This is a genomic window from Neobacillus sp. CF12 (assembly GCF_030348765.1).
GTDB lineage: Bacteria > Bacillota > Bacilli > Bacillales > Cytobacillaceae > Neobacillus.
In genome coordinates, this window is the sequence record NZ_JAUCEU010000007.1 from 2,925,573 (window position 1) to 2,949,378 (window position 23,806).

20 protein-coding genes, 1 pseudogene and 1 riboswitch are annotated in these 23,806 nt (G+C 37.6%); of the genes and pseudogenes, 5 read left to right on the forward strand and 16 right to left on the reverse strand.

Annotated elements, in window-relative coordinates; genetic code table 11:
• From QUG14_RS13865 to QUG14_RS13900, 8 genes are all read right to left on the reverse strand, one after another.
• On the reverse strand, positions 1-561 hold the full coding sequence (locus QUG14_RS13865; protein WP_289341123.1) for a 4Fe-4S dicluster domain-containing protein: 561 nt from the start codon (positions 559-561) through the stop codon (positions 1-3).
• On the reverse strand, positions 562-2,730 hold the full coding sequence (locus QUG14_RS13870) for a molybdopterin oxidoreductase family protein (RefSeq protein ID WP_289341124.1): 2,169 nt from the start codon (positions 2,728-2,730) through the stop codon (positions 562-564).
• Positions 2,717-3,799, reverse strand: a complete 1,083-nt coding sequence (locus QUG14_RS13875) for a hypothetical protein (protein ID WP_289341125.1) — start codon at positions 3,797-3,799, stop codon at positions 2,717-2,719. The genes QUG14_RS13870 and QUG14_RS13875 overlap by 14 nt, the downstream gene beginning before the upstream one ends.
• Positions 3,800-3,939: 140 nt before the next feature.
• On the reverse strand, positions 3,940-5,127 hold the full coding sequence (locus tag QUG14_RS13880; RefSeq protein ID WP_289341126.1) for a hypothetical protein: 1,188 nt from the start codon (positions 5,125-5,127) through the stop codon (positions 3,940-3,942).
• 147 nt (positions 5,128-5,274) lie between these two features.
• The gene (locus tag QUG14_RS13885) at positions 5,275-6,435 is read right to left on the reverse strand and encodes an HD-GYP domain-containing protein (RefSeq protein WP_289341127.1); all 1,161 of its coding nucleotides are present in this window, start codon (positions 6,433-6,435) and stop codon (positions 5,275-5,277) included.
• Between the two features lie 172 nt (positions 6,436-6,607).
• Entirely contained in the window at positions 6,608-7,855 is a 1,248-nt protein-coding gene (locus QUG14_RS13890; RefSeq protein ID WP_289341128.1) for an ATP-binding protein, read from the reverse strand.
• A gap of 184 nt (positions 7,856-8,039) precedes the next feature.
• Positions 8,040-9,455 carry a branched-chain amino acid transporter BcaP gene (bcaP, locus tag QUG14_RS13895; RefSeq protein WP_289341129.1) on the reverse strand — a complete coding sequence of 472 codons (1,416 nt, stop codon included), beginning with the start codon at positions 9,453-9,455 and terminating at the stop codon, positions 8,040-8,042.
• A gap of 312 nt (positions 9,456-9,767) precedes the next feature.
• Positions 9,768-10,220 (reverse strand): hypothetical protein, encoded by a 453-nt coding sequence (locus QUG14_RS13900; protein ID WP_289341130.1) that lies wholly within the window; start codon positions 10,218-10,220, stop codon positions 9,768-9,770.
• 265 nt (positions 10,221-10,485) lie between these two features.
• Between QUG14_RS13900 and QUG14_RS13905 the strand changes: the two genes are divergently transcribed.
• Genes QUG14_RS13905 through QUG14_RS13915 form a run of 3 tightly spaced genes read left to right on the forward strand, consistent with a single transcriptional unit; the run spans position 10,486 to position 12,384 of the window.
• Positions 10,486-10,761 (forward strand): hypothetical protein, encoded by a 276-nt coding sequence (locus QUG14_RS13905; RefSeq protein WP_483310806.1) that lies wholly within the window; start codon positions 10,486-10,488, stop codon positions 10,759-10,761.
• 4 nt (positions 10,762-10,765) lie between these two features.
• Entirely contained in the window at positions 10,766-12,001 is a 1,236-nt protein-coding gene (locus tag QUG14_RS13910) for a glutathionylspermidine synthase family protein (protein ID WP_289341132.1), read from the forward strand.
• Positions 11,995-12,384: a DUF350 domain-containing protein gene (locus QUG14_RS13915; protein WP_289341133.1), complete on the forward strand. Its 390-nt coding sequence runs from the start codon at positions 11,995-11,997 to the stop codon at positions 12,382-12,384. The genes QUG14_RS13910 and QUG14_RS13915 overlap by 7 nt, the downstream gene beginning before the upstream one ends.
• Positions 12,385-12,411: 27 nt before the next feature.
• On the opposite strand, the gene QUG14_RS13920 is transcribed toward QUG14_RS13915, so the two are convergent.
• The 7 genes from QUG14_RS13920 to QUG14_RS13950 form a co-directional block, all read right to left on the reverse strand.
• The gene (locus tag QUG14_RS13920; RefSeq protein ID WP_289341134.1) at positions 12,412-13,440 is read right to left on the reverse strand and encodes an ion channel; all 1,029 of its coding nucleotides are present in this window, start codon (positions 13,438-13,440) and stop codon (positions 12,412-12,414) included.
• Between the two features lie 474 nt (positions 13,441-13,914).
• The gene (locus QUG14_RS13925) at positions 13,915-15,033 is read right to left on the reverse strand and encodes a Ger(x)C family spore germination protein (protein WP_289341135.1); all 1,119 of its coding nucleotides are present in this window, start codon (positions 15,031-15,033) and stop codon (positions 13,915-13,917) included.
• Complete coding sequence (locus tag QUG14_RS13930) at positions 15,030-16,127, reverse strand: GerAB/ArcD/ProY family transporter (protein WP_289341136.1); 1,098 nt, start codon at positions 16,125-16,127, stop codon at positions 15,030-15,032. Before QUG14_RS13930 ends, QUG14_RS13925 begins: the two co-directional genes overlap by 4 nt.
• Entirely contained in the window at positions 16,127-17,671 is a 1,545-nt protein-coding gene (locus QUG14_RS13935) for a spore germination protein (RefSeq protein WP_289341137.1), read from the reverse strand. Before QUG14_RS13935 ends, QUG14_RS13930 begins: the two co-directional genes overlap by 1 nt.
• A gap of 172 nt (positions 17,672-17,843) precedes the next feature.
• Positions 17,844-18,293, reverse strand: coding sequence for a threonine/serine exporter family protein (locus tag QUG14_RS13940; RefSeq protein ID WP_289341138.1), 450 nt, complete (start codon positions 18,291-18,293; stop codon positions 17,844-17,846).
• Between the two features lie 13 nt (positions 18,294-18,306).
• The gene (locus QUG14_RS13945; protein WP_289341139.1) at positions 18,307-19,068 is read right to left on the reverse strand and encodes a threonine/serine exporter family protein; all 762 of its coding nucleotides are present in this window, start codon (positions 19,066-19,068) and stop codon (positions 18,307-18,309) included.
• Between the two features lie 119 nt (positions 19,069-19,187).
• A complete protein-coding gene (locus QUG14_RS13950; RefSeq protein WP_289341140.1) occupies positions 19,188-20,297 on the reverse strand; it encodes a sugar ABC transporter substrate-binding protein in 1,110 nt (369 codons plus the stop codon).
• Positions 20,298-20,419: 122 nt separating this feature from the next.
• Positions 20,420-20,527, reverse strand: a riboswitch (SAM riboswitch).
• 470 nt (positions 20,528-20,997) lie between these two features.
• On the opposite strand from QUG14_RS13950, the pseudogene QUG14_RS13955 reads away from it, so the two are divergent.
• Positions 20,998-21,306, forward strand: a pseudogene (locus tag QUG14_RS13955) (transposase); the annotation flags it as partial.
• Positions 21,307-21,629: 323 nt separating this feature from the next.
• Here the strand turns inward: QUG14_RS13955 and yfkAB are convergent.
• Complete coding sequence (yfkAB, locus tag QUG14_RS13960; protein ID WP_289341141.1) at positions 21,630-22,748, reverse strand: radical SAM/CxCxxxxC motif protein YfkAB; 1,119 nt, start codon at positions 22,746-22,748, stop codon at positions 21,630-21,632.
• A 191-nt stretch (positions 22,749-22,939) separates the two neighbouring features.
• On the opposite strand from yfkAB, the gene QUG14_RS13965 reads away from it, so the two are divergent.
• Complete coding sequence (locus QUG14_RS13965) at positions 22,940-23,728, forward strand: formate/nitrite transporter family protein (protein WP_289341143.1); 789 nt, start codon at positions 22,940-22,942, stop codon at positions 23,726-23,728.
• The last annotated feature ends 78 nt before the right edge of the window (positions 23,729-23,806 follow it).

The window sequence follows — 23,806 nt, forward strand, 5'->3', positions numbered from 1 at the left end:
CTAAAACAATTTCGTGACACCCTGCAGAATTCCAGGGAGGTTCACTCTAACATTCGTTTCGCCTTCTAAGTAAGGCATGCTTGTTACCCATTTACCATTATCTAAATTAAAATGCTTTTGCTTTGCTTCAATTTCTTCATCTGTTAGCCATTGCAATGTATTTGACGGACATACACTTGCACACATTGGAGGGATTCCGTCTTTAGTACGGTCAATACAAAGGTCGCACTTATACATTAGATTTTGCTCTGTATCGAACTTAGGAATTCCATAAGGGCAGGCAATTGTACAGTTTTGACAGCCAATGCACTTTTCAACAAGAGCCGAAAGAACTGCTCCTGTTTCATGGATTTGGATTGCTTGCGCCGGACAGCTTCTCGCACATGCGGGATTCACGCAGTGAAGGCACATTAGAGGCATCGTTTGTCGGTTAACAAGCGGGTTAACGTCGTATACATAGTTACGGTTACGCTCCTCATGACCACCGCACTGTGTGCAAGCAGCCAAACACGAGCGGCAGCCTATACAGTTTTCTAGTTCAAGATATAACCTCTTTTTCATTTACTGCACCTTCTTTAGTTCAAGTTTTTCGATCTGCGCTGCGCAAGCTTTAAATTCCGGCATTCTTGACATCGGGTCAAGAGCACCAATTGTTAATAGATTAATAGATTTATCGTGACCAAAATGATAGGGTACAAAAACCGTATCTTTTCGGATCGCTTCTGTGATTTTCACTTTGTATTCTGCTTCGCCTCTGCGCGTATATAGGCGAACCATTTCTTCATGTTTAATGTTATATTTCCCAGCTGTTTCTGGGTGTACTTCTACGTATGGCTCTGGGCACATATCGCGTAAGAAATTGATTCTTCTTGTTTGGTTCCCAGATAAATAATGGTAAACAACGCGGCCAGTTGTTAGGCGCAATGGATATTCTTCATCTGGCTCTTCCGCAGGCGGACGGTATGGAAGGGCACAAATTTTCGCCTTTCCATCAGGATGATAAAACTTATTATCTAGGAACATATGTGGTGTTCCAGGATCATTTTCATCTTTACATGGCCAGAATACACCATCTTGTTTTTCGATTTTATCCCAAGTAATTCCGTAGTAATCGGCATAGCCGCCCTTAGAAGCCAAGCGGAATTCATCACCAACATCTTTAGCTGTTTTTAAATGGGAGAAGTATTTTCCTCTGCCAAGACGTTCACACAATTCAACATGAATCTGCCAATCTGGTTTCGATTCTCCGAGCGGTTCTTGTGCCTTGTTAATTTTTATACAGCGTCCTTCAAGATTTGTAACGGTTCCTTCATCTTCAGACCATGTAGTGGTTGGAAGTATAACATCCGCATATTCAGCTGATTCTGATAGGTAAAAATCAGAACACACCATGAAATCAAGATTTTTTAACTGTTCTCGTACATAATTTAAGTTTGGCGCAGAAACAGCTGGATTAGAGCACAATAAGTACAATCCACGGATGACCTTTTGCTCCATTAAACCAAACATTTCATAGGCGGATACTCCCTCCTTTGGCATTTCTTCCGGTTCAATGCCCCATACTTTGGCTACTGCCTTTACATGCTCAGGATTATTAATTTTTCGGTAACCTGGAAGTGCATCGGCCTTTTGACCGTGCTCACGTCCGCCTTGACCGTTTCCTTGACCTGTAAAGGTTGCTACACCTGCTTTAGGACGGCCGATTTTTCCAGTCACTAACGCCATGTTCGTATATCCAGAAACATTATCGACACCTTTAACCTGCTGCTCAATTCCGCGGGCAAACATGACAATCGCATTTGGTGCCTTTCCGTAAATCTCAGCGGCGCGAATAATTTTCTCCGGAGCAACTCCTGTAAGTTCACTCGTATATTCTGGAGTAAATTCTTTCACTAATTCCTTTGTTTCTTCAAAACCGTTTGTATGGTTTTTAACGAATTCCTCATCTGCATACCCGTTCTGTATTAATAAATTTAAAATCCCGTTTGCAAGCGCTAAGTCAGTACCCGGTCTTAGATCTAAGTGAACATCCGCTCTTCTCGCAATAGGCGTTTCACGAGGATCTGCAACAATTAAATAACCGCCGCGTTCTTGAACTGCCCATACTCGAAACATAGATGTAGGATGACATTCTGCTGTATTACTTCCTGCAATAAACAAACAGTCCGTTTCGTGAAGATCCGTCCATGGAAGGGTTGAACCCCGGTCCACTCCGAAGGATCTCATAAATCCACCAGCCGCACTTGCCATACAAAAGCGTCCATTGTAATCAATGTAGCGAGTTTGTAAACCAACACGTGCAAACTTTCCAGTTAAATAACATTTTTCATTGGTCATCGATACACCGCTATAAACGCTCAGTGAATCTTTACCAAAGTCCCGTTGTAACTCTTGGAACTTTTTCACGATCAAGTCATATGCTTCATCCCAAGTTGCTTCACGGAAGCCCTCTTTCGTGCCTTTTAATGAAGCATCATCGCGGATTAATGGTTTTAAAATACGGTCATCATGATTTGTTTGCTGATAAGCCGTAACCCCTTTTGGACACATTTTTCCGACTGTTACCGGCCAATCATAACGCGGCTCAACGCCAATAATTTTATTTGTTTTTGTATTTACACGTAAATTCATCCCGCATTGCATTCCGCAATAACTGCAGTGAGTTTTTACGAGAGTTTCATTTGGATGACGAACATTTTCTATTTCTTTAAAAAACTTATCCCTTTGCATTCTGGTTTGCCTCCTTAACTTTAACCTGGTGCGTTGCGAATCCTGAGAATTTTGAAATTCGATATTTTCTGCGGCAAGGGAGGCATAACTCAGCGAGATTAAAGCCATCTTCCATATTGAATTCAATCGCATTTACTCCCAATACTTGAATGACATCATTAGACTGTTCAACCGATACGAAATGGTCCCCGCATACTTTACACTTTTTCTCTTCCTGTTCGGCGTAGTGCTCACGATAGTTTCTTGCAAAGACACTTACCGGACGGAAAGGAATATGAGCAAGTTTACCAAATGGTAAGTAAATTAATGTAACGATAACAGAAAATTGATGTATTAATGACATTTGCGGCTGCATCCAGCCATGAAGCCAAACGTTTTGAATGGTTAATAAAAGTCCTGTAACAGAAATAAAGATCAATAAGTAAAGCGGAAGGAAATCATAAATGAATTTTTGTTCCGCTCTCGCCTGCATGTTTTTCAAGCGGCGATAAAGGGCCATACAAACACCTGAAATAACCATAACCGCAGAGATATTTAGAGCGTTATAGGAGAACCAGGCAATAATTCCATCAGCCTTTACCGTCATTAAATCAAGACCCATTAACACAATTGTATATTGGCCCATCTCATCCATCGTGAAGTACATCCAGCCAAACACAAGTGGAAACGTTACTAAACAGGCAAGAACACAACCCCAGCCGATTAAAATATGCTGTACCCAGCGGTACAAACCGCGGTTTTTAATAAAATCATAGATAGCTAAATGATTTAAGGCCGTTTTAGGCGTGCTTTTTCTTTTTAAAAGCTTTAACCCTTTTTTAATAAAGATTTTGGCAGGCGGTCTTTCGCCCCAGGCAATAAAGCGGTAGAAAAATCCTCCAATAAAAACAATGGTTCCCACCATATATCCATACAAATTTAAATCAACATGCGTGAACATTCTAGTTGCAATAAAAGAAAGAATAACAATCGCGGAAACTGTTAAAAACATAGATTTAGCAAACTTGGATGCAAACGCACCATTGATTGAGCTGTCCGTCTTTTGATTAGTTAACGTATTAGTCTGCATTTGAGCTCCTCCTAAAAAAATAACACTAACGAGTTTTCTTACTCTTATTGTAAGAAAATCGTTAGTGTTACAAATATAGGGGAACTCCCCCATCTCTCGAGGAAAAAACCCTTAGAATTTTCGATTTAGACAAAGTTCCGTCACATTTGCTTTTTTGCATACTTATTTCGCCAAGAATACATCAGTAAGGAAAGAAAGACTACAGACTGCGATGAAAATAATACAGCATCCCAAAAAGCAAAACTTGATGGTGGTTCCAATAATTTCGGAAGCGTTAACTTTGCCGCATGTAGTAATACCGGTATGTAAAATATTGTCATTAGCGCCAGGGTAACTGTCACCCCTATAAAATAAAAGATGGAATAAGTGAAAACGATCCATTTTTCACCAATAAAGATTTCATCCTTCTGTAGTGGTGATTTTAGAAATGGAAGTCGTTTACGAATCATCTGCTGCGCATTTTCCATCAAATTATGAACACCTGACACATTTTCAAAAACATAATACAAATCTGTCTTCATGTAAACACAACACTGATAAACAATCCTAACAAAAACATCATAGGCTGCTAATGTAATTAAACTTAGGAAAATCCCTGAGGAATTAGGAAAAACAAGTTTACTAATAAGGGCAATAAAAAGGATGGCTGTGTCAAAGCACATTCCAGCCATATAAAGTACATTTCGGTCTTTTGCGGGAAGTCTCCAAACGGATGTCATATCTGTTTCAAGGACAACAAGCAGTAACCGGTGCCCAACCCCGAGTTTTGTGGGTAGATTGTATGCACGCATTGCGAGAATATGTCCGAACTCGTGGACGAGTACAAGAAAAAAGGTTACTCCCATAAAAGTAAGTAGATTTAGAACCATTACATCTGATATAAATACATCCTGATAATTTGGCAGCAAGGAAGGCTTAGCAATTAACATGCTGAGATTTACGATAAATAAACCTACGTAAATGAGGAGCGAGAACCTATTAAAAAAGAACTTTCCTACCTTAGGAGAAATCCATAAGAAACCTAAACTCTCCTTTTCTATTTCCTTTTTCTCGACTTTCTCACCATCAATGACATCAATTAAATCCATATCAAGAAGTTGTTGGGCAAAATCGAGAAGATCAACTTCTTCATTAGGAAATCTCTTTTTCAGATTATCCTCTATCTCCCCTATCATCCTGCCATTTTCAATTAATTTAATTGCTTCAATACATATTTCCGGCATTTCATAAAACTCACCAGTTGCTAAATCTTCCACTATATAGTTTTTTTTATCCTTACGAAATTCAATTGGTACCAATGATAGATATGATTCGCGTGTAATGCTCATCAAAACACCGTTCCTATTTAGTATTAATAATAAAAGAAGGATGCAAGCTTTACGCTAGCATCCCCAAATATTACTGTTTCCATCCTGGAAGATATGGACACCACCAGCATGTAGTTTTTACCTTCTTAAGCTTGCGGATTTTCATTGTTATTCCACCTCCCTTAGTAATTGCGGTTTTTTATTCCATGAGTATTCTTGATGAAATTTGACCCACGCTGGGTAAACCTTTTTGAATGCTTCTACTAATGTGGGATCAAATTGTGAACCATTGCCTTCAATAATACGGCGATAGGCTTCTTCAACAGGCATTGCCTCACGGTACGACCTTGAAGAAGTCATTGCATCAAAAGCATCGGCAATGGCAGAGACTCTTGCAAGTAAAGGAATTTCTTCACCCTTTAATTGATCAGGATATCCCTTTCCATCCCAGCGCTCATGGTGGGAAAGAATAACACTAATACTGTCCTTTATTCCCTCCACATTCTTCACAGCTTCCGCCCCTACGGTAGGGTGGGTTTTTATTATGTTAAATTCCTCGTTGGTCAGTTTCCCAGGTTTCATGAGAATCTGATCGGGAATATTAACTTTACCAATATCATGAAGCAGACAAGCATAATAGAATGATTTTTGTTCTTCTTTGGTAAACTTACCTATTTCTTTTGATAATAAAAGTGCATAACTGGCGACTCTTTCACTATGACCCCTTGTATATGGATCTTTAAGCTCCAGTGTCGCAATAACCCCTTTTACTATTCCTTGTAATTGATTATCATAAGATGTGCTGATCGACCTTACGTACCCTTGAAAGCGTACTAATAAGAAGAACGCCATAGTTGATAAGATAGCCATTAATATAATGGGCACTGCCACGTTTGATGAGTGTAAGATAACACCTATTAATATATACCTAGTTGTAATTCCAATAGTTACAAACCAAAAATATCCAGTATTAATGAAAAGTGGTAATGATAAAATTAAAAACACTTCGACTAGATTACCACTATTATAAATATCTCCCCTGCCCATGTAGTTAAGAATATCAACAAAAAAAGTTGAAACTACGTAACTAGTGAAGAAAACATATTTTATTAAATATTCCTTATTGATCTTACTTAGGTAAAAAGCAATAGGAATCAATAACGCTAATACAATATAGTTTATATATAAGAACTCATTTGGGGATTCAAACTTTTGTTCTGAAAAGTAAACAGGATATAAAAAATAATAAAACAAATCATACCCTAAAAATATTATATAGAAAAAGATAAGAAACCATTTGACGGATTGCTTTTCTTCATGTGGTATCATATAGTCCTCCAGTGTTTCTAATACATATACGTTTTATGTCCCCATATATGAAAGACGAAAAATAATAATTTCTAGATAAAATTAATTACCGTTATTCCTCTACATTATATCTCATTGGTAACAGGGTTGTAACATATAATATTGATGATTTTTGTATATTTATAGAATCTTATCATGAATTAATTTGAAAAATAGGTAGAATAACAGTGACTTTTGTACCATTTAATTGACTGCTGTCAAAGGTAATATGACCTTTGTGGTCTTTAATAATTTGATTTGTTACCATTAGTCCTAAACCCGTTCCATCTTTTTTTGTTGTATAGAATGGTTCGCCTAAGTTTAAAAGGTTTTCTCCATCAATTCCACAACCTTCATCTTTAATGGAGATATACATCTTATTCCCTTCTATTACTTTAACTCTCACCTTAATCTTCCCACCATCAGGCATCGATTCTATTGCATTTTTTATTAGATTAATAAATACCTGTTTCAGCTGTTTACCGTCACAATCAATTGGCGGTAACGGTCCGGCCATTGTTGTTTCAACAGAGACACCCTGTCTTTCAGCCTGTTGTTGTGTAATGGAAAGTGTATACGCAATAATTTCTTCAATATTCGCTTTGGAAAATTTGATTTCCTTAGGTTTTCCTAGTGTCATTAAATCATTCACAATTGAATTTATCCGATCAATTTCTTGAATCATAATGGGATAAAAGTCATTTGTATTTGGATATCTTTCTTGCTGCAGCTGCGTAAACCCTTTTAATGATGAAAGTGGATTACGAATCTCATGACCAATTGCAGCAGCCATTTGACCTATTACAGCAAGTTTTTCTTTCCTTCTTAGTTCTTCATGTACTTCCGTTAAAGTAAGAATATACGAATCATATCGTATTAAAATAACAAAAGCGATAGCAGAAAGAATGATATAAATAACAATGGGAGCAACAACCTGCGGATCAAGTAAAATAAGTCCAATTATCATATACTTTAGTAACATTCCTACTGATACAGTCCAAAAATACTTTTTATTGACAAAAATAGGTGAAAAAAGGATAAAGACAACTTCAATAATATCCCCTGCTGCAAAAGATTTCTCCGTCCCATAATAAATCAATAAATTATGGACAGTATCAACAACTATAAAACTATAAATGTATAGGTATTTAATCACATACGGATTTCCCTTTTTCATTAAGAAAATAGCTATGGGTAATAAACCAAGCAGGATAATATATATCCAAATACCCAAACCTTCTTGGGGTTTGGTTATACCTCGCCCATCCAAATTAGGGAAGATGTAATAATAGATTAATTCAAAAGCAAGATAAAAAATATAAAATAACCACAAAAATAACTTAGTTGCTTTCTTTTCTTCATAAAACATTTTAGTGGTCGAGCTGCTGTTGCTATCTTTCATTTTGTTTCTCCCTTAGGTAGACCATAAGAAATTAGTTTAAATTTATCTCTTCTCATTCTAACACCTTTCCCCAAAAAATCTTTATATTTTTTTTGGAAATTCGATGTAATTCGACAAAATTCTCTTATTCCTAAAAAAAAAACTTGCTGCTAGGCAAGTCTTCTTATAAATAACACTATTAAATTTAGCTTGCTTTATTTATGATTTCCTCTTTTTCATTTAACTTTGAATGTTTACGTCCGTATCCAAAATACACCATCATTCCAAGCACAAGCCAAATACCAAAGCTCTTCCATGTAGCCGCTGGAAGCTGCAGGGCTAAATATCCACAGAATAAGAAAGCTAATATAGGAATTAATGGTACAAAAGGTACACGGAAGCCTGTGGTTGGTGCTTGTTTATTTTTCCGAAGATATAAAATTCCAATTGAAACTGTCATAAAAGCAAATAGTGTTCCAATGTTCACTAGTTCAGCAAGTTTATTTAGCGGTAATACACCTGCAAAAAATGCTACTAACACGCAGGTAATCCACGAATTCACAATCGGTGTTTGCTTCTTTTTATCTACTTTAGAAAACACCTTTGGCAGTAAACCATCACGAGAGATTGCATAAAACAGCCTTGATTGACCATAAACCATGACAAGTAACACAGTCGTAATTCCTGTGATGGCTCCTAGTGAAATAAAACCTGCCACCCAATCTTGGTTAATATAATTAAGTGCAAATGCCACTGGATTTTTTACACCAAGATCAGTATAAGGCACAATCCCTGTTAAAATAGCAGAGACAACGATATATAAGATGGTACAAACCAATAAAGATGCAATGATTCCAATTGGCATGTTCTTTTGTGGGTTTTTCACTTCTTCTGCTGCGGTGGCAACAGCATCAAAGCCAATATAGGCAAAGAATACAGTTGCGGCGCCTGTTACAACTCCCGAGTAACCAAACGGCATAAATGGAGTCCAATTTGCAGGTTCTACATACCAAACACCAACAGCAATAAATAGTAGCACTACAGCAAGTTTAATTACTACCATGATTGTGTTAAGACGTGCTGACTTTTTAACTCCTTGTGTTAAAAGCATCGTGATAAAAAAGATGATCGCAATTGCTGGTACGTCTACAAAAGTTCCATTTGCCGGATCATACGCACTTGATATAGCTTTTGGCAGGTGAATTCCAAATCCTGAAAGAAGCCCTTGAAAATAACCTGACCAACCGCTCGCAACTGCAGAGGAAGCCAGCCCATATTCAAGGATTAAAACCCAGCCTAATATCCAAGCAATTAGTTCGCCGAATGTCGCATAACTGTAAGTATAGGCACTGCCAGATACCGGTACGGCTGAAGCAAATTCCGCATAGCATAGGGCTGCAAATACACAGGCCAGTCCTGACAAAATGAAAGATATGATTAGTGCCGGTCCTGCATGCTCGGCCGCTGCAACTCCAGTTAGAACAAATATTCCTGTCCCAATAATCGCACCTATTCCCAGCATAGTTAAATCAAATGCACCTAATTCTTTCTTCAAGGTTACATCCTTTTGTCCAACTTCCCTTATTAAATCTGTAATTGATTTTTTCCTAAATAAATTCATGTCTAGTACCTCCACGACCTAAAGTCGAAATGTTCTGAAAAAGTTAGTGCCTAAAATGTATATCGGTATAATATAATTTATTTATTAAAAAAGCAATATATTTTGAAAAATTAAATTACTTTCCTAATTATACCAATAAATATTGAATCCCCTATATTATTTATATTTCCCTCAAAACAGATTAACTATATTAGTAAAATTTAATTTAATTTCGAACAAAAAAAACTAACCATCTTGTTAGCATGGTTAGTTCGTCTTAATTATTACTTTTGACCTCATGGTCATTACTTGAAAAAGAAATAACGTTTCCTGTTATCCACGAGTTTTTCCAGAAAAGGTTCCATAATAAACATAGCATCTGCGGTCTTCATCGATTTCCCTTGAATCAAGCACGAACTCCTTAAATTTACCATCCTTTTGTAGGTAGATAATATCGGAATGAAGTGTTGCCAAAATCTCTTCATGCCCCCAAACATCATTTCTTTCTACTATCGCTGATGTTGTTCCCTTTATTTCCCTGACTTCAAAACCAATATGTGAATAGATGGTATCGGAAGAATCGTTGAAATAGGTCTCTTTTTTCACATACAAAACGGCCGTTCCATCTGGATCCATAGCAGTCGCACTAACTGCATATGTCTCTCCATCTTTTACGAAGAATTCGCAGGTCATTCTTGCCACCGCTTCATTAGGGGTAATATCTTGGTAATTCCATAAGGCAGGATATTGTTTTACTTCATCATCAAGTCGATATTCCAACCTCAACTTACATCCCTCTTTCTTTTTCTTTTTATCTTACCATTGTTTTCCTGAAATTTACTTTTATAATGTAATTATAACAAAGAAAAGCACAAGCGCCTTGCCAAGGGGCGACAGGCATAAGACGAGCCGGCGAGAAGGTTGGTCTTTACCTTCTTGACGGATTGGCTTATGACCTGAGAGCCCCTAGGCGCTGAAGCTAGACATTAAAAAAGGAGTTGAGACGGTGAAGAAAACCCAATGGTTAATCACTGGAGTTCTTACTACTCTTATGGCTGGAACCACCCTATCAGGTTGTTCTCAGGCACAGGACTTACCCCCTGAACCGGATGACACAAACTGTTCAGATTGGGAATGGGATGATGAGGAGGGAGTATGGCAATGTGATGATACTCGATCAAGTTACTATGGTCATTTCTTTTATGGGGGGATGTTTTTCCGCAGCAAATCAGCTTTGATGAATTCTTCTGCTTATAAGTCGTATAAATCTTCCTCCAGTTTTAAAGGTGGATTCGGAAGCGGGTCAAAAGGTGGATTTGGTGGTTAATAATATGTCTTCATATGCAATGAAACGGAACCATTTTTACGCTAAATACCCAGAATTTTGGTCGGACTTATATGGAAGTGAATATAGCCTTTACCATGTATTTACTATTACAGAACAAACACATAACCTTATAAAGGACGCCACGGAACGAATGGGTCAGGTTTTTTATAAAACGGCCGGCCTCCTGCGCAGTCTTCAAGATGAACAACTTCTTGAACTTGGTTTTCCTGTAGCAAGTCTTCCATTTCTCAGAATGAAAACCCTTTTTCCTGAATCGGTAATTTCTCGATTTGATTTTGCCTTGACGGATAATGGAATAAAAATGCTTGAGTTTAATTCTGACACTCCTACTTTTATCGTCGAATGTTTCCAAATGAACGGAGAAATTTGTTCGGAATTTGGCTATCGGAATCCCAACGCAAATCAAGAGCGTCTTCTCGCTTCTGGTATCACAAAGGCTGTCCTTGAATCTATAAAGCAGCAAGATTCTCCTAATGTGGTTTTCACTGCCCATAGTGACCATGTGGAGGATTGGAATACCACGGGTTATTTAAGTCAGTTATGTAAAGTTAAAAATCAAGTAATTCCAATGTCTGAGCTTCGGATTACGGATTCAGCACTATTAGATGCTAACGGAGTGCCAATTGATGTTTTGTACAGACAAACCTATCCTCTTGAACACCTGCTTGAGGACAGGGATTCATATACAGGAGACCTCGTAGGAATCGAATTATTACAGCTAGCGAAGCAAGGAAAAATTTCACTTGTAAATCCTATTTCAGCATTCCTGCTTCAACCCAAATCCATTCAATGTCTGATATGGGGCTTAGCGGAAAAAGAGATGTTTTATACAAAGGAAGAACAAGAATGGATCAAAACATATATGCTGCCTACTTATCTTGAAGCAGATTCATTTGCAGGTAACCAAGCCTATGTTCAGAAACCATCTTTCGGCAGGGAAGGAGATACCATTACTATATGGGATCATCACATCAATATAGATGTCAAAAATTCCTTCCAAACCTACAAAAATGAACTGCCGGTCTATCAATCATATATACCGCTTCCTGTTGTTTCACTCGAAACAGAAAAGGGAATAGAGGAACTATCTATGGTATTTGGTTCCTTCCTTATTGCTGGGAAACCAAGCAGCATTGGGATTCGAGCGGGCGGAAAAATCACCGGAAATGAGTCATATTTCTTACCAGTTGGACTAAAAAAGGAGGGCTTTACTTGTTAGACTTTTTATTGTACTTAGCTGTTTCATTAGCTTTGTTACTCGTTGGACTCTTTTTAATGGAGATTACCACAAAGGTTAAGGAATTCGCCTTAATGGCGAAAGGAAATAAAGCAGCAAGTTATGTACTTGGCGGAAGACTTCTCGGTCTGGCAATTGTTTTATATTCTGCACTTGCTAACTCTATCTCTCTTTTAGATATGGTAATCTGGGGAGCAGTGGGAATTGCAGCTCAGATCATCGTGTTTTATCTTACTGAATGGCTCACACCTCGTCGTTTTAACGTATCCCAGAGCATTGAAGAAGATAACACCGCAGTTGGTCTTTTTCTACTATTGCTTTCTGTATCTATTGGGATTGTTATTGCAGGTTGTCTCACCTACTGAAAAAACGCATCGAGACGATGCGTTTTTTTATAGTTTTTGATATGTATATTTATCGCATATTACAAATAATCTAGCATCCTTTGGGATCGGTTCATTCCATTTCTTGAGTATGTTTAAATCGTTCCGATCTGCAATTAATTGAGCTCCTTTTTCCTTTAGTTGTTCATATGCTACACCATACGTTTTCCACTGCGGTCTAACACTGACCTCCCAAAGATCACTCCCCCCATCTCCATCCTGCCTGCTTAACAGCTGGGTAAAGAGGTGACTTGCTCCTTTCATCTGTGCAGATTTCGCCATTAGGTTGGAAACAGATCCATTGGATAGTATGAACTCATCAATTTTAACATGCTTAAAATTATCCACATGCTTTTCGTTTACAATTTCTGCGATCGTATAAATATTTTTTTCCGTTCCATCATCATAGCGTTCTATCGAGGATGCAACTAGCAGTGTCTTTCCATCTACTAAATCAGGATTCTCAATCCCTTCTGCAGCAAACAGCAATACCGCTTGGGAATTTTCAATTTTTGCCATTCCCAAAGTATCAACATCTGTCGGGCTGCCCTGAATATAGTGAAAACGTTCATGTTCAAAAGGTGACTTTTCAAACTCATCAATCAACACGATATCTGTTTTTTCATCACATAGTAATAGTTCCTTAACAGTGGATTTGCTTTTAGCAGTCCAGCCGATAATAACAAAATGATTTTCACCTTTATAAGACAATTTCCCCTCCTCCTTTCGTTTTTTGTATTGTGTAACACCATCTACTATAACCCCAATAACCGTTCCAAATAGTCCTATACCCAATGTATAGACAATAACCATAGCCCAGGTTCTTCCTGCTTCCGTTGTAGGATATACATCTCCATAGCCTACTGTAGTCATCGTTGTAAGAATCCACCATATTGCATGCAAACTACTCTCAAACGTTTCTGGTTCTAAAAATCTAATTATTTCTGCATTTACGATAATAAAGAATAAAGTAAACAAAATCACGGTTCGATATCGATATCTCGAGGCGGTTAGGAACAGTTTACGAAAGAAAAGCATGATTAACCTCCTTTGCTTCTTATTATAATTTCTACTAACGGTCCCTATTTCCTTTTTTTGATAGAAGGCATTTTTTATAATCTTTGCTTGACTTATTTAAATATAGGGTGTAATATTATTAATTGTGCTTTAGATTTAATGTAACTTGTATAAGATAGATTACGCAATGTAAGAATTTTTTTCTGGCATTCTGCTTATGTTTTAAAAGTAAAACTTATTCACGCTGGATCGGCTTCGGAGCCGTAAGGATGTAAGAGAGGTAGGGCTTACGTCGTTTAGGTATAAAACCATCAGGTGGAAGAGTAACCGCGGCAAATTGGTCTTTTAATACCATTTATTATATATAAATACTTACCTTGCGATTGCAGATATTTAAAATCAACCAATCACAAGTTACAATAGTGATCCCTTTTGGATCAAAGCAAAAGAAGGCAGAGGATAATCATCCTCTGCCTTCGTCCAATTTTGAAGGTATCATTGTTCAACAGCCCCATTTGAATTTATATCGACTTTTACAGAAACATTAATAGTAGATTCAGCCAATGCTTTCCCCCAATTATTTTTCACCTTTTTATAGTGGGTATACTGGTACGCACGGGCGTAAAGGCCAAGACCAATAGGATCAATTTTCTTTTTTTGAATTTTCTTCAAGAGGTCCTCGATTTGTTTTTTTAACTCTCTTTCAACCTCTTTCTGTAACTGTTCTTTATTTAGCTTTTCATCCGGAAATAAACGTTCTACAATATTGATAGTCATTTTAACCTTAATATCAAACTGAAATTTATTATGCTTATATTCAGATTTTATCTTTGTTTTTACTCGGCTGGCCGCAAAACTCATCACATTTGTATGAAAGATATTTTTCTCATCTACTTTTTGAAGAACTGGAATCGTCAGGGTGATTTCACGCCTCTTTTTATTCTGTAACATCAGGAGTAAAGTAGATTCAGGTACATTAAGAAATTGAGCATATTTTCCTTTATGATCAAGAAGAGATATTCCTGTCAGCTCGATATTTTTCCCTACTTTCACTTCCGAAATAAAAGGGGTCATTGCCTTCTCGTATATCTCCCTGTGGAGTTCTTGCAGAGTACCTTTTACTGCTCTCGTTCGATCATAATTCTTATCAATCAGGGCTTTTAGATGTAAGGATAATTGTGGTTTCTCAGTTGGATGATGAAAGATTACTTCTGAAACAGGACCATCAACCGTTACTACTCTTGTACTCATGGAAAACGTAGGATTTCGATATACAGTATCCAATATCGGAAACCAATTTTCATGTTGCAGGACACGTTTTCCCACTAATAATACTTGAATTTTCCCAGCCGTCACTTCTCCAGTTGTTAGAGCGTCAAAAAGTCTTCTTGAATCTCGTATTGTTTTTGCCTTTACTTCATATGATTCAACCCCTTTCTTCGATCCCTCACTAAAAACTGGATTTATTTCATAAAAGACAAGGTTATTTTCTTTATCTAGATCAATACCGATGATAAAGGCAAGGGTTAAATCCTCTAAAGGGGCTTTCTTTCCACAGCTAGAAAGGAAGACGATAAGGAAAATCAAAAGAATCGCGTAATACCAACGTTTCATTTAAGAGCCCCCCTTTTTATTCGAGAATAAATCCAGAGATATCCCCATAAACATAGTGGAAAAGCATACCCAATTATTAAACTAATAGGTTCGACCCCTTTTTGAAGCTGTGTATTTCTTCCAAAAGATTGGGGTATAAAAAAAACATAGACTAGGTTAAGAAGTAATAACCATACTACATATTTACTGTGATCTTGTTTACCAAATAATTGAGTCGCAGAAAATACAGTCGCAAAAAAGAGAGGCAGGACCGTTGTAGATATCACAAATATATATATAGATAAAAAGACAATTTCTAACCGTTCTAAAAATCTAAATTCAACTATTTTTAACAGATTAATGGTTGGTTCCTTATATTGGGTAATTTCGTCTGGACTGTAAAATGCAAACGCAACGATCGTTACAATGATATATACGGCCAGCGTAAGTGTATTGGCAATGACGATTCCGATGGACGCTTTTTGTTTCTTTTGTAAAAAAGGATAAAGGAAGAAAGCAATTTCAAATCCCAAAAAGGAGAAAATTGTTGTTTTTGCTGCTATAAGGATTGGTTTCCATCCCTCCTTAATAATTGGAAGAAGATGAAGCCAGTGTGCTTCTTTTAAAGGAGTGAAATAAAAGAAGAGCATCCATGTCGTCATAAAGAACACCAATTCAGCATACCTGCCTAATATCGTAATATTATTTCGAACAATCATGTAGCTGGGAATGGATAGGAGAAACAACAAGATAAACAATTCTGTTTGTGACAAAACCCAAAATTGGATAAAAAGACCTTCTCTAATAAAAACGATTGAGCCTAAAAAAGCGAAATACAAAGCAAAAATAAAAGCAGTGATTTTCCCAATCCATTTCCCAAAAAAATGAGTCACAAGATCAATGATCGTTCCATTAGGGTAATTCTTCATCACCTGAATAATGATTAAACTAGCTAGTGTAGAAAATAACCAGCCAATTATGAGGGCAATCCACCCATCTGTCCCTGCCTTTTCAGCTAATTCACGCGGCAGGGTTAACAGGCCGACCCCAAGTTGGACACCATGAATTAAAAATATATATTGCATCAATGTAATTTGATTTTGTGTATATTTCATCAATGTTCGTCACCCTCTGAACGCTTAAACTTAGCCTTTTGCCACTGTATGGCTCTAGTACTTTCAGGGCGCTTTACAATAGACCACTCTGGGAACCGAATAAATAGATCCTTCCAATCCGGGAACCTTAATGGAGCTATTGGACTGCCATAAGGTGTACCTAATGATTTGAGAGAAATAAAATGGGCAATTAATGTCATTAATCCAACTGCGATTCCAATGAATCCGAATAACGATGCCGAAATCATCATCGGAAATCGAAGCATCCGAATGGCAGCACCCATATCATAATTCGGAATAATAAAAGAAGCGATTGCTGTCAAAGCTACGACAATCACCATTATATTACTTACAATCCCTGCCTCTACAGCTGCTTGACCAATGACAATACCACCGACGATTCCAACTGTTTGACCAATTTTAGCTGGAAGACGTATACCCGCTTCCCGCAACATTTCTAAAGTGATCTCCATAACGATGGCTTCAATAAAAGGTGGAAATGGAACTCGTTCTCGGGACGCACCAATGGATAAAAGCAGCTTTAAAGGGATGATTTCAAAGTGAAAAGCAATGACGGCTATATAAGTTGCCGGTAGAAATATGGCAACAATAAAGCCAAAATATCTCATGAGGCGAATAAAAGATGCCACTAGCCACCGTGACCCATAATCATCCATACTCTTGAAAAAAGTTTCAAAGGTTGCTGGACCAATTAAGACATTGGGAGATCGATCCACTACAGTCACAATCCTCCCCTGTAATATTTCAGCAGCCGCAAAATCAGGACGTTCTGTTAAAAATAATTGTGGAAACGGAGAATAGGGGTTGTCCTCAATATATTCTGCTAAGGAGGCTGCATTTAAAATACTGTCCACATCTATTTTGTTTAATCGGTCTACAAGCTCTTTTAATGCCTCTGGATTTGCAACATCGGCTAAATACATAATCGTAAGCTTCAAATTCCCTCTTGCACCAACAGTTATTTCCTTCATTTTCAACTCACGGTTCGGAATATGGCGGCGAATTAAAGCAATATTATTGCTCCCGGTTTCTGTGAAACCGAGATGTTCTCCTCTTAAAGAAGACTCAATGGAAGTATCCTCAACTGCTCTTTGTGGCCATCCCTGTGTATCAAAGATGAAAGCATTATTCCGCTTATCAATAAATAAGACACTATTTCCTTGTAGAATCGCACTTTCAATTTCCTGCCACGTATTTTTTTCTTTTACATCTCCCACCGATACCTGTACCTTAAAGTTTTTCTCCTCTTTATCTGCTTCAAATAAAAGTGGGCTTAGGATATGATTATTAATCGTCTTTGTATCTGTAAGCCCGCTTAAATAAACCAAAGCCGCTGGGCTGTTTGTTTGTTTTATGACAAAGTTCTTCAAAACCAAATCTGGTGTCTCGCAAAAAATGATCTGTATTTCTGCAACATTCTCTACCAACAGTGAACTTATGAATTTTTTTGAGATGTCATTTTTCTCTATTTGGAATGTACTTTGTTGCTTCTTTTTATCATGATATTTTTGAAAAAAGGGCATAGAGAAATACCACCTCTTATGTAAGATAGGTTAGTTTGTATCTTTATTTTAAGGGATATTCAATATAATCCATTTTTTTCTAGGCGTTAAAAAAAATACCAAATTAGAATTCACCTATATTGAAAAGTAAAAGAAGGCAGAGAATAATTCTCTGCCCTCGACTAATTTAATTTTAGATTTTCATACCATTACTTCCTTTAATCTTCCGAACAACTTGATTAATAACTTCTGAAAAAACAAGCCCAAAAGCAATCGAACCTGAAAGTAAGGTAACTTTTGCACCTAGTGCTACCGCTTGAAAATAATCGTCCTCGACAAAATTCCTCATCGTATCATAGGCCAGACCACCAGGTACTAAAGGAATAATTCCAGCAACGCTAAAAATAATGACTGGTGTTTTATAGAATTTAGCTAACTCCTGGCTGACGATTCCAACAAAAAGAGTGGCAGCTAGTGTGGCTAAAACTGAATCTCCTGTGTACTTTTCCGCTATATAATAGATAATCCACCCGCCCATTCCAACAAGTCCACATTTTACTAAAGTTTCCTTCGGTGCGTTAAAAATGACTCCAAATGCAGCAGTTGCAATAAAACTTGTAATTAATTGTCCAATGATATCCACCTTAAGCCTCCACTCACAAAAATGATAAAACTACAGCAATTCCAGATCCAATTGCAAAGGCTGTTAAGAGTGCTTCCGCACCTTTTGATAACCCCGAAACCAAGTGTCCTGCCATTAAATCCCTTACAGCATTGGTAACTAAGAGTCCAGGAACTAAGGTCATGACAGAGCCGATGATAATCTTATCTAACTGCTGACCTAAACCCATTTTCACAAAAATCACCGATAATAACCCAATAATGAACGAGGCTAGAAACTCAGAGAAAAACTTTACGTGTATATAGCGATGAAAATATAAAAATCCGAAATAACCTATCCCTCCAGTTACCATCGCAGGGATAAAGTCAATCCACTCACCCATAAACATAATCATAAAACAACCACTTGCAATAGAGGCCGCTGCAACCTGGACCATAAATGGAAAGGTTACATTTAATGCGTCTAACTCTTTTAAAAGTTTGTGTGCCGCTTCGAGATTGATTTCACCACTAGTTATCCTTCGTGAAATACTATTTACCATTGCTACTTTCTTCAGATCAGTGGACCTTGTAGATATCCGAATTAACTTCGTTTTAGTAGGCTCAGCACCTTCCGCTGAAAAAATAATCCCTGTTGGTGTCACATAACTGTGGGAATGAACAATTCCAAATGCAGCAGCCATTCTCATCATCGTATCCTCAACTCGATAGGTTTCACCGCCGCTTTGCAGCATGATTTTTCCCGCAAGTAAACAAACTTCCATTACTTCATATGTATGTGTTTTTTCGTTTTCCATCTAACCTTCACCACAACTACTCTTTCTTTTTATGATTTCCTAAGTTTAATCAAATCACCGACTTTTATCAATAAAAAACGCCTTTCCAATGGAAAAGGCGTTACGCTCATCTTTATATACTATTTTTTATAATGCTCTTTTAACTTCTTCATCCAATCCTCTTCAAAGGCGGTTGATTGTCCCCATCCTGGAATAATATTGGCAAGGTTCACCATATTTACAGGATCCTTTGATTTTTGAAGTTCCTCTTGTGAAATCAACGATGCCTCTAGATCATAGGTTTGCGGAGTTTCTTCACCTGCTAGTTTCTTCGCTAATAACCTCATATTAACTGCTCCGATTAGCTTTGGATCAACCGCTGCCGTATACTTCCAAGCACTGCCTTCTCTTTGAATTTCCTGCAAATCAGCATTGGAAACGTCAATACCATAAAGCTTAACTTCTTCTCTGCCAGCTTCCTTTAATGCACGTGCAGCACCAATGGCAAAAGCATCCCAAGTGGCAAAAATTGCATCCAATTCACCTTTTGGATATTTATTTAACATCGCGGCAACAGCATTCTGTGTTTGTACACTCGTATCAGCGGAAGCAATACCAAAACGTTCAACTTCTTTAATGCCTGGGTTTTTCTCTAAAACATCCTGATATACTTTATTCCTTCTAACCATTGGCGGGAATCCGTCAACCCATAAATAAGCGATATTCGCTTCTCCATCTGTTTCTTCAACCAATTTCTCTAATGCCAATGTTGCCAATGCTTCATCATCCTGTGATGTTAAAGTCACACCATCCACAGTTGTTAAGTTCGCATTTGAATCAAAGGCAACAATACTTTTTCCAGCATCAACAATTTTCTTTACATCATTTACAGTTGCATCATCATCACCATGAGAAATGATATATCCATCATAGTCTTGGCTTAATGCTTGATTAATTGCGTCATGAAATTTAGCTGTATCTCCATTTGCTGTAAAAACATCTACTGTGAAACCTAATGCTTCGCCTTCTTGTTTAGCACCAGCTAGGAATTGAGCAGTATGATCGTCACCGCCGATTTTTCGGATTACCTTAATTTTTGGCTGCTCCCCTTTTGCAAAACGTTCAGGAACTCCCTCAATTGTTGTATTTCCATTTGTTTGCTTTGTTTCTCCTCCAGCACCACAGCCTGTAAGTAAAAGCGTTGCAGCAATCGCTGATACAAATGTGCTCTTTAAAAAATTCTTTTTCATTTTGAAATCTCCCCTTTTTTGATTTACGTGCATTCCTACCAACGTTGCTCCTAGGAGAGGCTAAAAAACAAAAAACCTCTCCGAAGAAAGAGAGGTTTCATCACTAAAAAGGGACTACTCCTCTCCTATCTCTCAAAACAATCACTTGTTTTGCAGGATTTAGCACCAATTCCAAACGGAACGGTTGCTGGGCGTCATCGGGCCAGTCCCTCTGCCACTCTTGATAAGAGAACGTATTATTTTACTTGTTTAAAGTATTAAACTAAATTTAATCCCCTATTAACAATTTGTCAATAGTGTTTTCTAAATATTTTTAATAGAATAACTTTTTGCAGTAAAAGAAAAATCAGGAATCATGCTTCAGGCTGTCGAGAAACTCTCGACAGTCTTTTATTTTGGCTCTTTTCTTATAGAATGTTGTTTTTTGTATACAAATGGACCGTTCCTTTCCGCTACAGGTGCTTGCTTTCCGCGGGGAGGAAGTCGAGCCTCCTCGACGCTGCGCGTCTGTGGGGTCTCGACCTTTCCTCTACATCCCGCAGGAGTCAAGCACCTTTCGCTCCAATCCACTCCTTGCTATCTATATAGATAATGGCACCAATCTTACAGAAAAGGAGACTTTATTTTCAATAACTATAACGATTCACCGCGTTAATTGGGTATAATACTATTAATATTAATAGGACGGTGGATTAAATGTATAAGCCAAAAAAAGAGATACAAAAATGAAGCGGAATTTGTAATTATTGATGATTTAGTGCCTCAAGATCACCTGTTAAGAAAGGTAGACAAATATATCGACTTTTCTTTTATTGGTGAGAGAGTCCGTCCTTTTTACTCTGAAAATAACGGGCGTCCTTCGGACCCAATACAACTCTTTAAGATGATGTTTATCGGATATTTTTATGGCATTCGTTCTGAACGCCAATTAGAACGCGAAATTCAGACAAATGTAGCTTATCGATGGTTCCTAGGACTAAAGCTAAACGATCCGGTACCCCATCATGCCAAAAAATAAAAAAGATTGCCACACACTTGTCTAGGCTGGAAAAAGTGTGTGGCAATTCTAAGTTAATGCACCCCTGTTGATTGGAGCGGAAGGTGCGAAGACTCCTGCGGGAGTACGGGGCAGGGGGAGACCCCGCAGGCGCTTCAGCGCCGAGGAGGCTTCCCGGCACGCCCGCGGAAAGCAAAGCACCTGGAGCGGAAATCAACAGGCCATTGAGCAGGCAGGAATTTTTCAAAAAAATCGTAGGTTAGTCTTTGTTTAAATAAAAAATTGCCGAGAAAGATACCCTTTCTCGACAATCTGAAAGCAGGAATCCTGCTTTTTTATTTGCTAATATTATTTTTCTGCGTTGAAAAGTTGATATCTTGATAATAACTGTTCTTAACTAATATATTAGGACCAAGACATGAAACTGCTGGACAGTGACAACTCAATTCCTTTGAAATATCAGAGGATTGCCAGGTTTGATAAGCATCTAGCAAGTTGGTAGTTTGGATATTTCCAAGTGGCGGAGTATCGCCAAAATCTGTTACGATAATATCCCCATTAAAGATATTAACATTGAGTCGGGATCTTCCATCGGGATCATTTCTTACTGTTACATTTTTACTTTGAAAGAGTCTATTTAATAACGCTAAATCCTCTGGCTTATGGCTGCATGCATAAAAAGGGAGAGTCCCAAAAAGCATCCACACCTCTTCATCTCGAACATCAAGTAAATGATGAATGGCTTCTCTTATTTCATTAAGTGTTAACGTTTCAAGATTACTAGCAAAATCACTTGGATACATAGGGTGAACCTCATGCCGCTGGCAGAGCATTTCATCTACAATTTGGCGATGGATTTTTTCTAGATGAGGCAGTGTCCGCTTGTTAAGCATTGTTTCTGCCGAAACCATCACACCAGCCTTCACTAGTTCCCTACTATTTTCTATCATCCTCTCAAAATACTTTTCTCGTTGATTATAATCAGGCTTGCGCTCCATTCTAGCAAATCCGCCCTCTACGAAATCATCTACTGTTCCCCAGTTATGTGAAATATGTAAAACATCTAAATATGGAACAATTAACTCATATCTCGCTAAATCAAGTGTTAAATTAGAATTGATTTGCGTCCGAACTCCACGTTCATGAGCATATTGTAAGATTGGAACTACATATTCTTTGACTGAAGACAAGGAAAGCATCGGCTCTCCGCCTGTTATACTTAACGACCGAAGGCTTGGAATTTCATCTAACCTTCGTAAAAGCATTTCCAATGGAAGAGCTTTGGGGTCTTTTGTTTGAAGGGTATACCCTACTGCACAATGCTCACAGCGCATATTACATAAGGTTGTTGTCGTGAATTCAATATTCGTTAATTGAGGTTGTCCGTATTGCTTAATATCATTATAAGCTTCCCACGGGTCATATTCAGGGGTTATTTTTTTCAAGTAGGACATAGTAAACTCCTTAAAATCATATTAAAAAACCACTTTATTATATATGATATATGGATATTTAGTTAATATTAAGCCTTAATAAAAAACTTATGTTATTATTTAATCTATTATTCTATACATGCATAATTTAATGTTCCTCGATTAAAACTAAAAAGATAGAAATTGCTAAACAGTGGATGGTGATGCAGAAAATGGAGATGCCACTCTTAAGTGAAGTCGAAAAGCTGGCGTTAAAAAAAGTAAAAATCTTTAGACAAAGCCTGTTACGGTATATTTTACGAGCCATGCTTGCAAGTATGTTTATCGGTTTTGGTGTAATTGTTGCCTTTAAGACTGGTAACTACTTTTATTTAGAACATTCCCCTTTTGCCTATCCGATGGCCGCTCTCACCTTTGGATCAGCAATTATTTTAATCGCTTATGGAGGCGGGGATTTATTTACTGGTAATACCTTTTATTACACCTATGCTGCACTTCGTGGAAAAATGGGTTGGCTGGAAGTTACCCAACTCTGGGTCAGCAGTTACATTGGAAATATTTTGGGTGCAGCAGTTTTCGCCTTTATGATTTTTACAACGGGACTATACGCAGAATCCTCGGTTAATGGTTTTTTATTAAGTGTTGTAGAAAAGAAAATGCAGGTACCAACGATGGAACTTTTTTTCCGAGGAATCCTTTGTAATTGGCTCGTTTGCCTGGCTTTTTTTATCCCAATGGGTCTTAAAGGTGATGGACCAAAAATGTTTTCAATGATGCTTTTCGTGTTCTGCTTTTTTATTTCCGGCTATGAACATAGCATTGCCAATATGTGTACATTTGCAATTGCTTTAGTGTTAAATCACCCAGGCACAATCTCATGGGGCGGAGTTTTCCATAACCTAATCCCAGTGACACTTGGCAACCTAATTGGCGGCGGTATTTTAATGGCATGGATGTACCATTTTGTGAATAAACCATTTTTGGATGATGATAAGGAATAGTTAAAAGCCGTATCTACATACGGCTTTTATTCCTTTAATCGACAAATTCCCGGGAAATAGCAACAAATTAAACCGGCA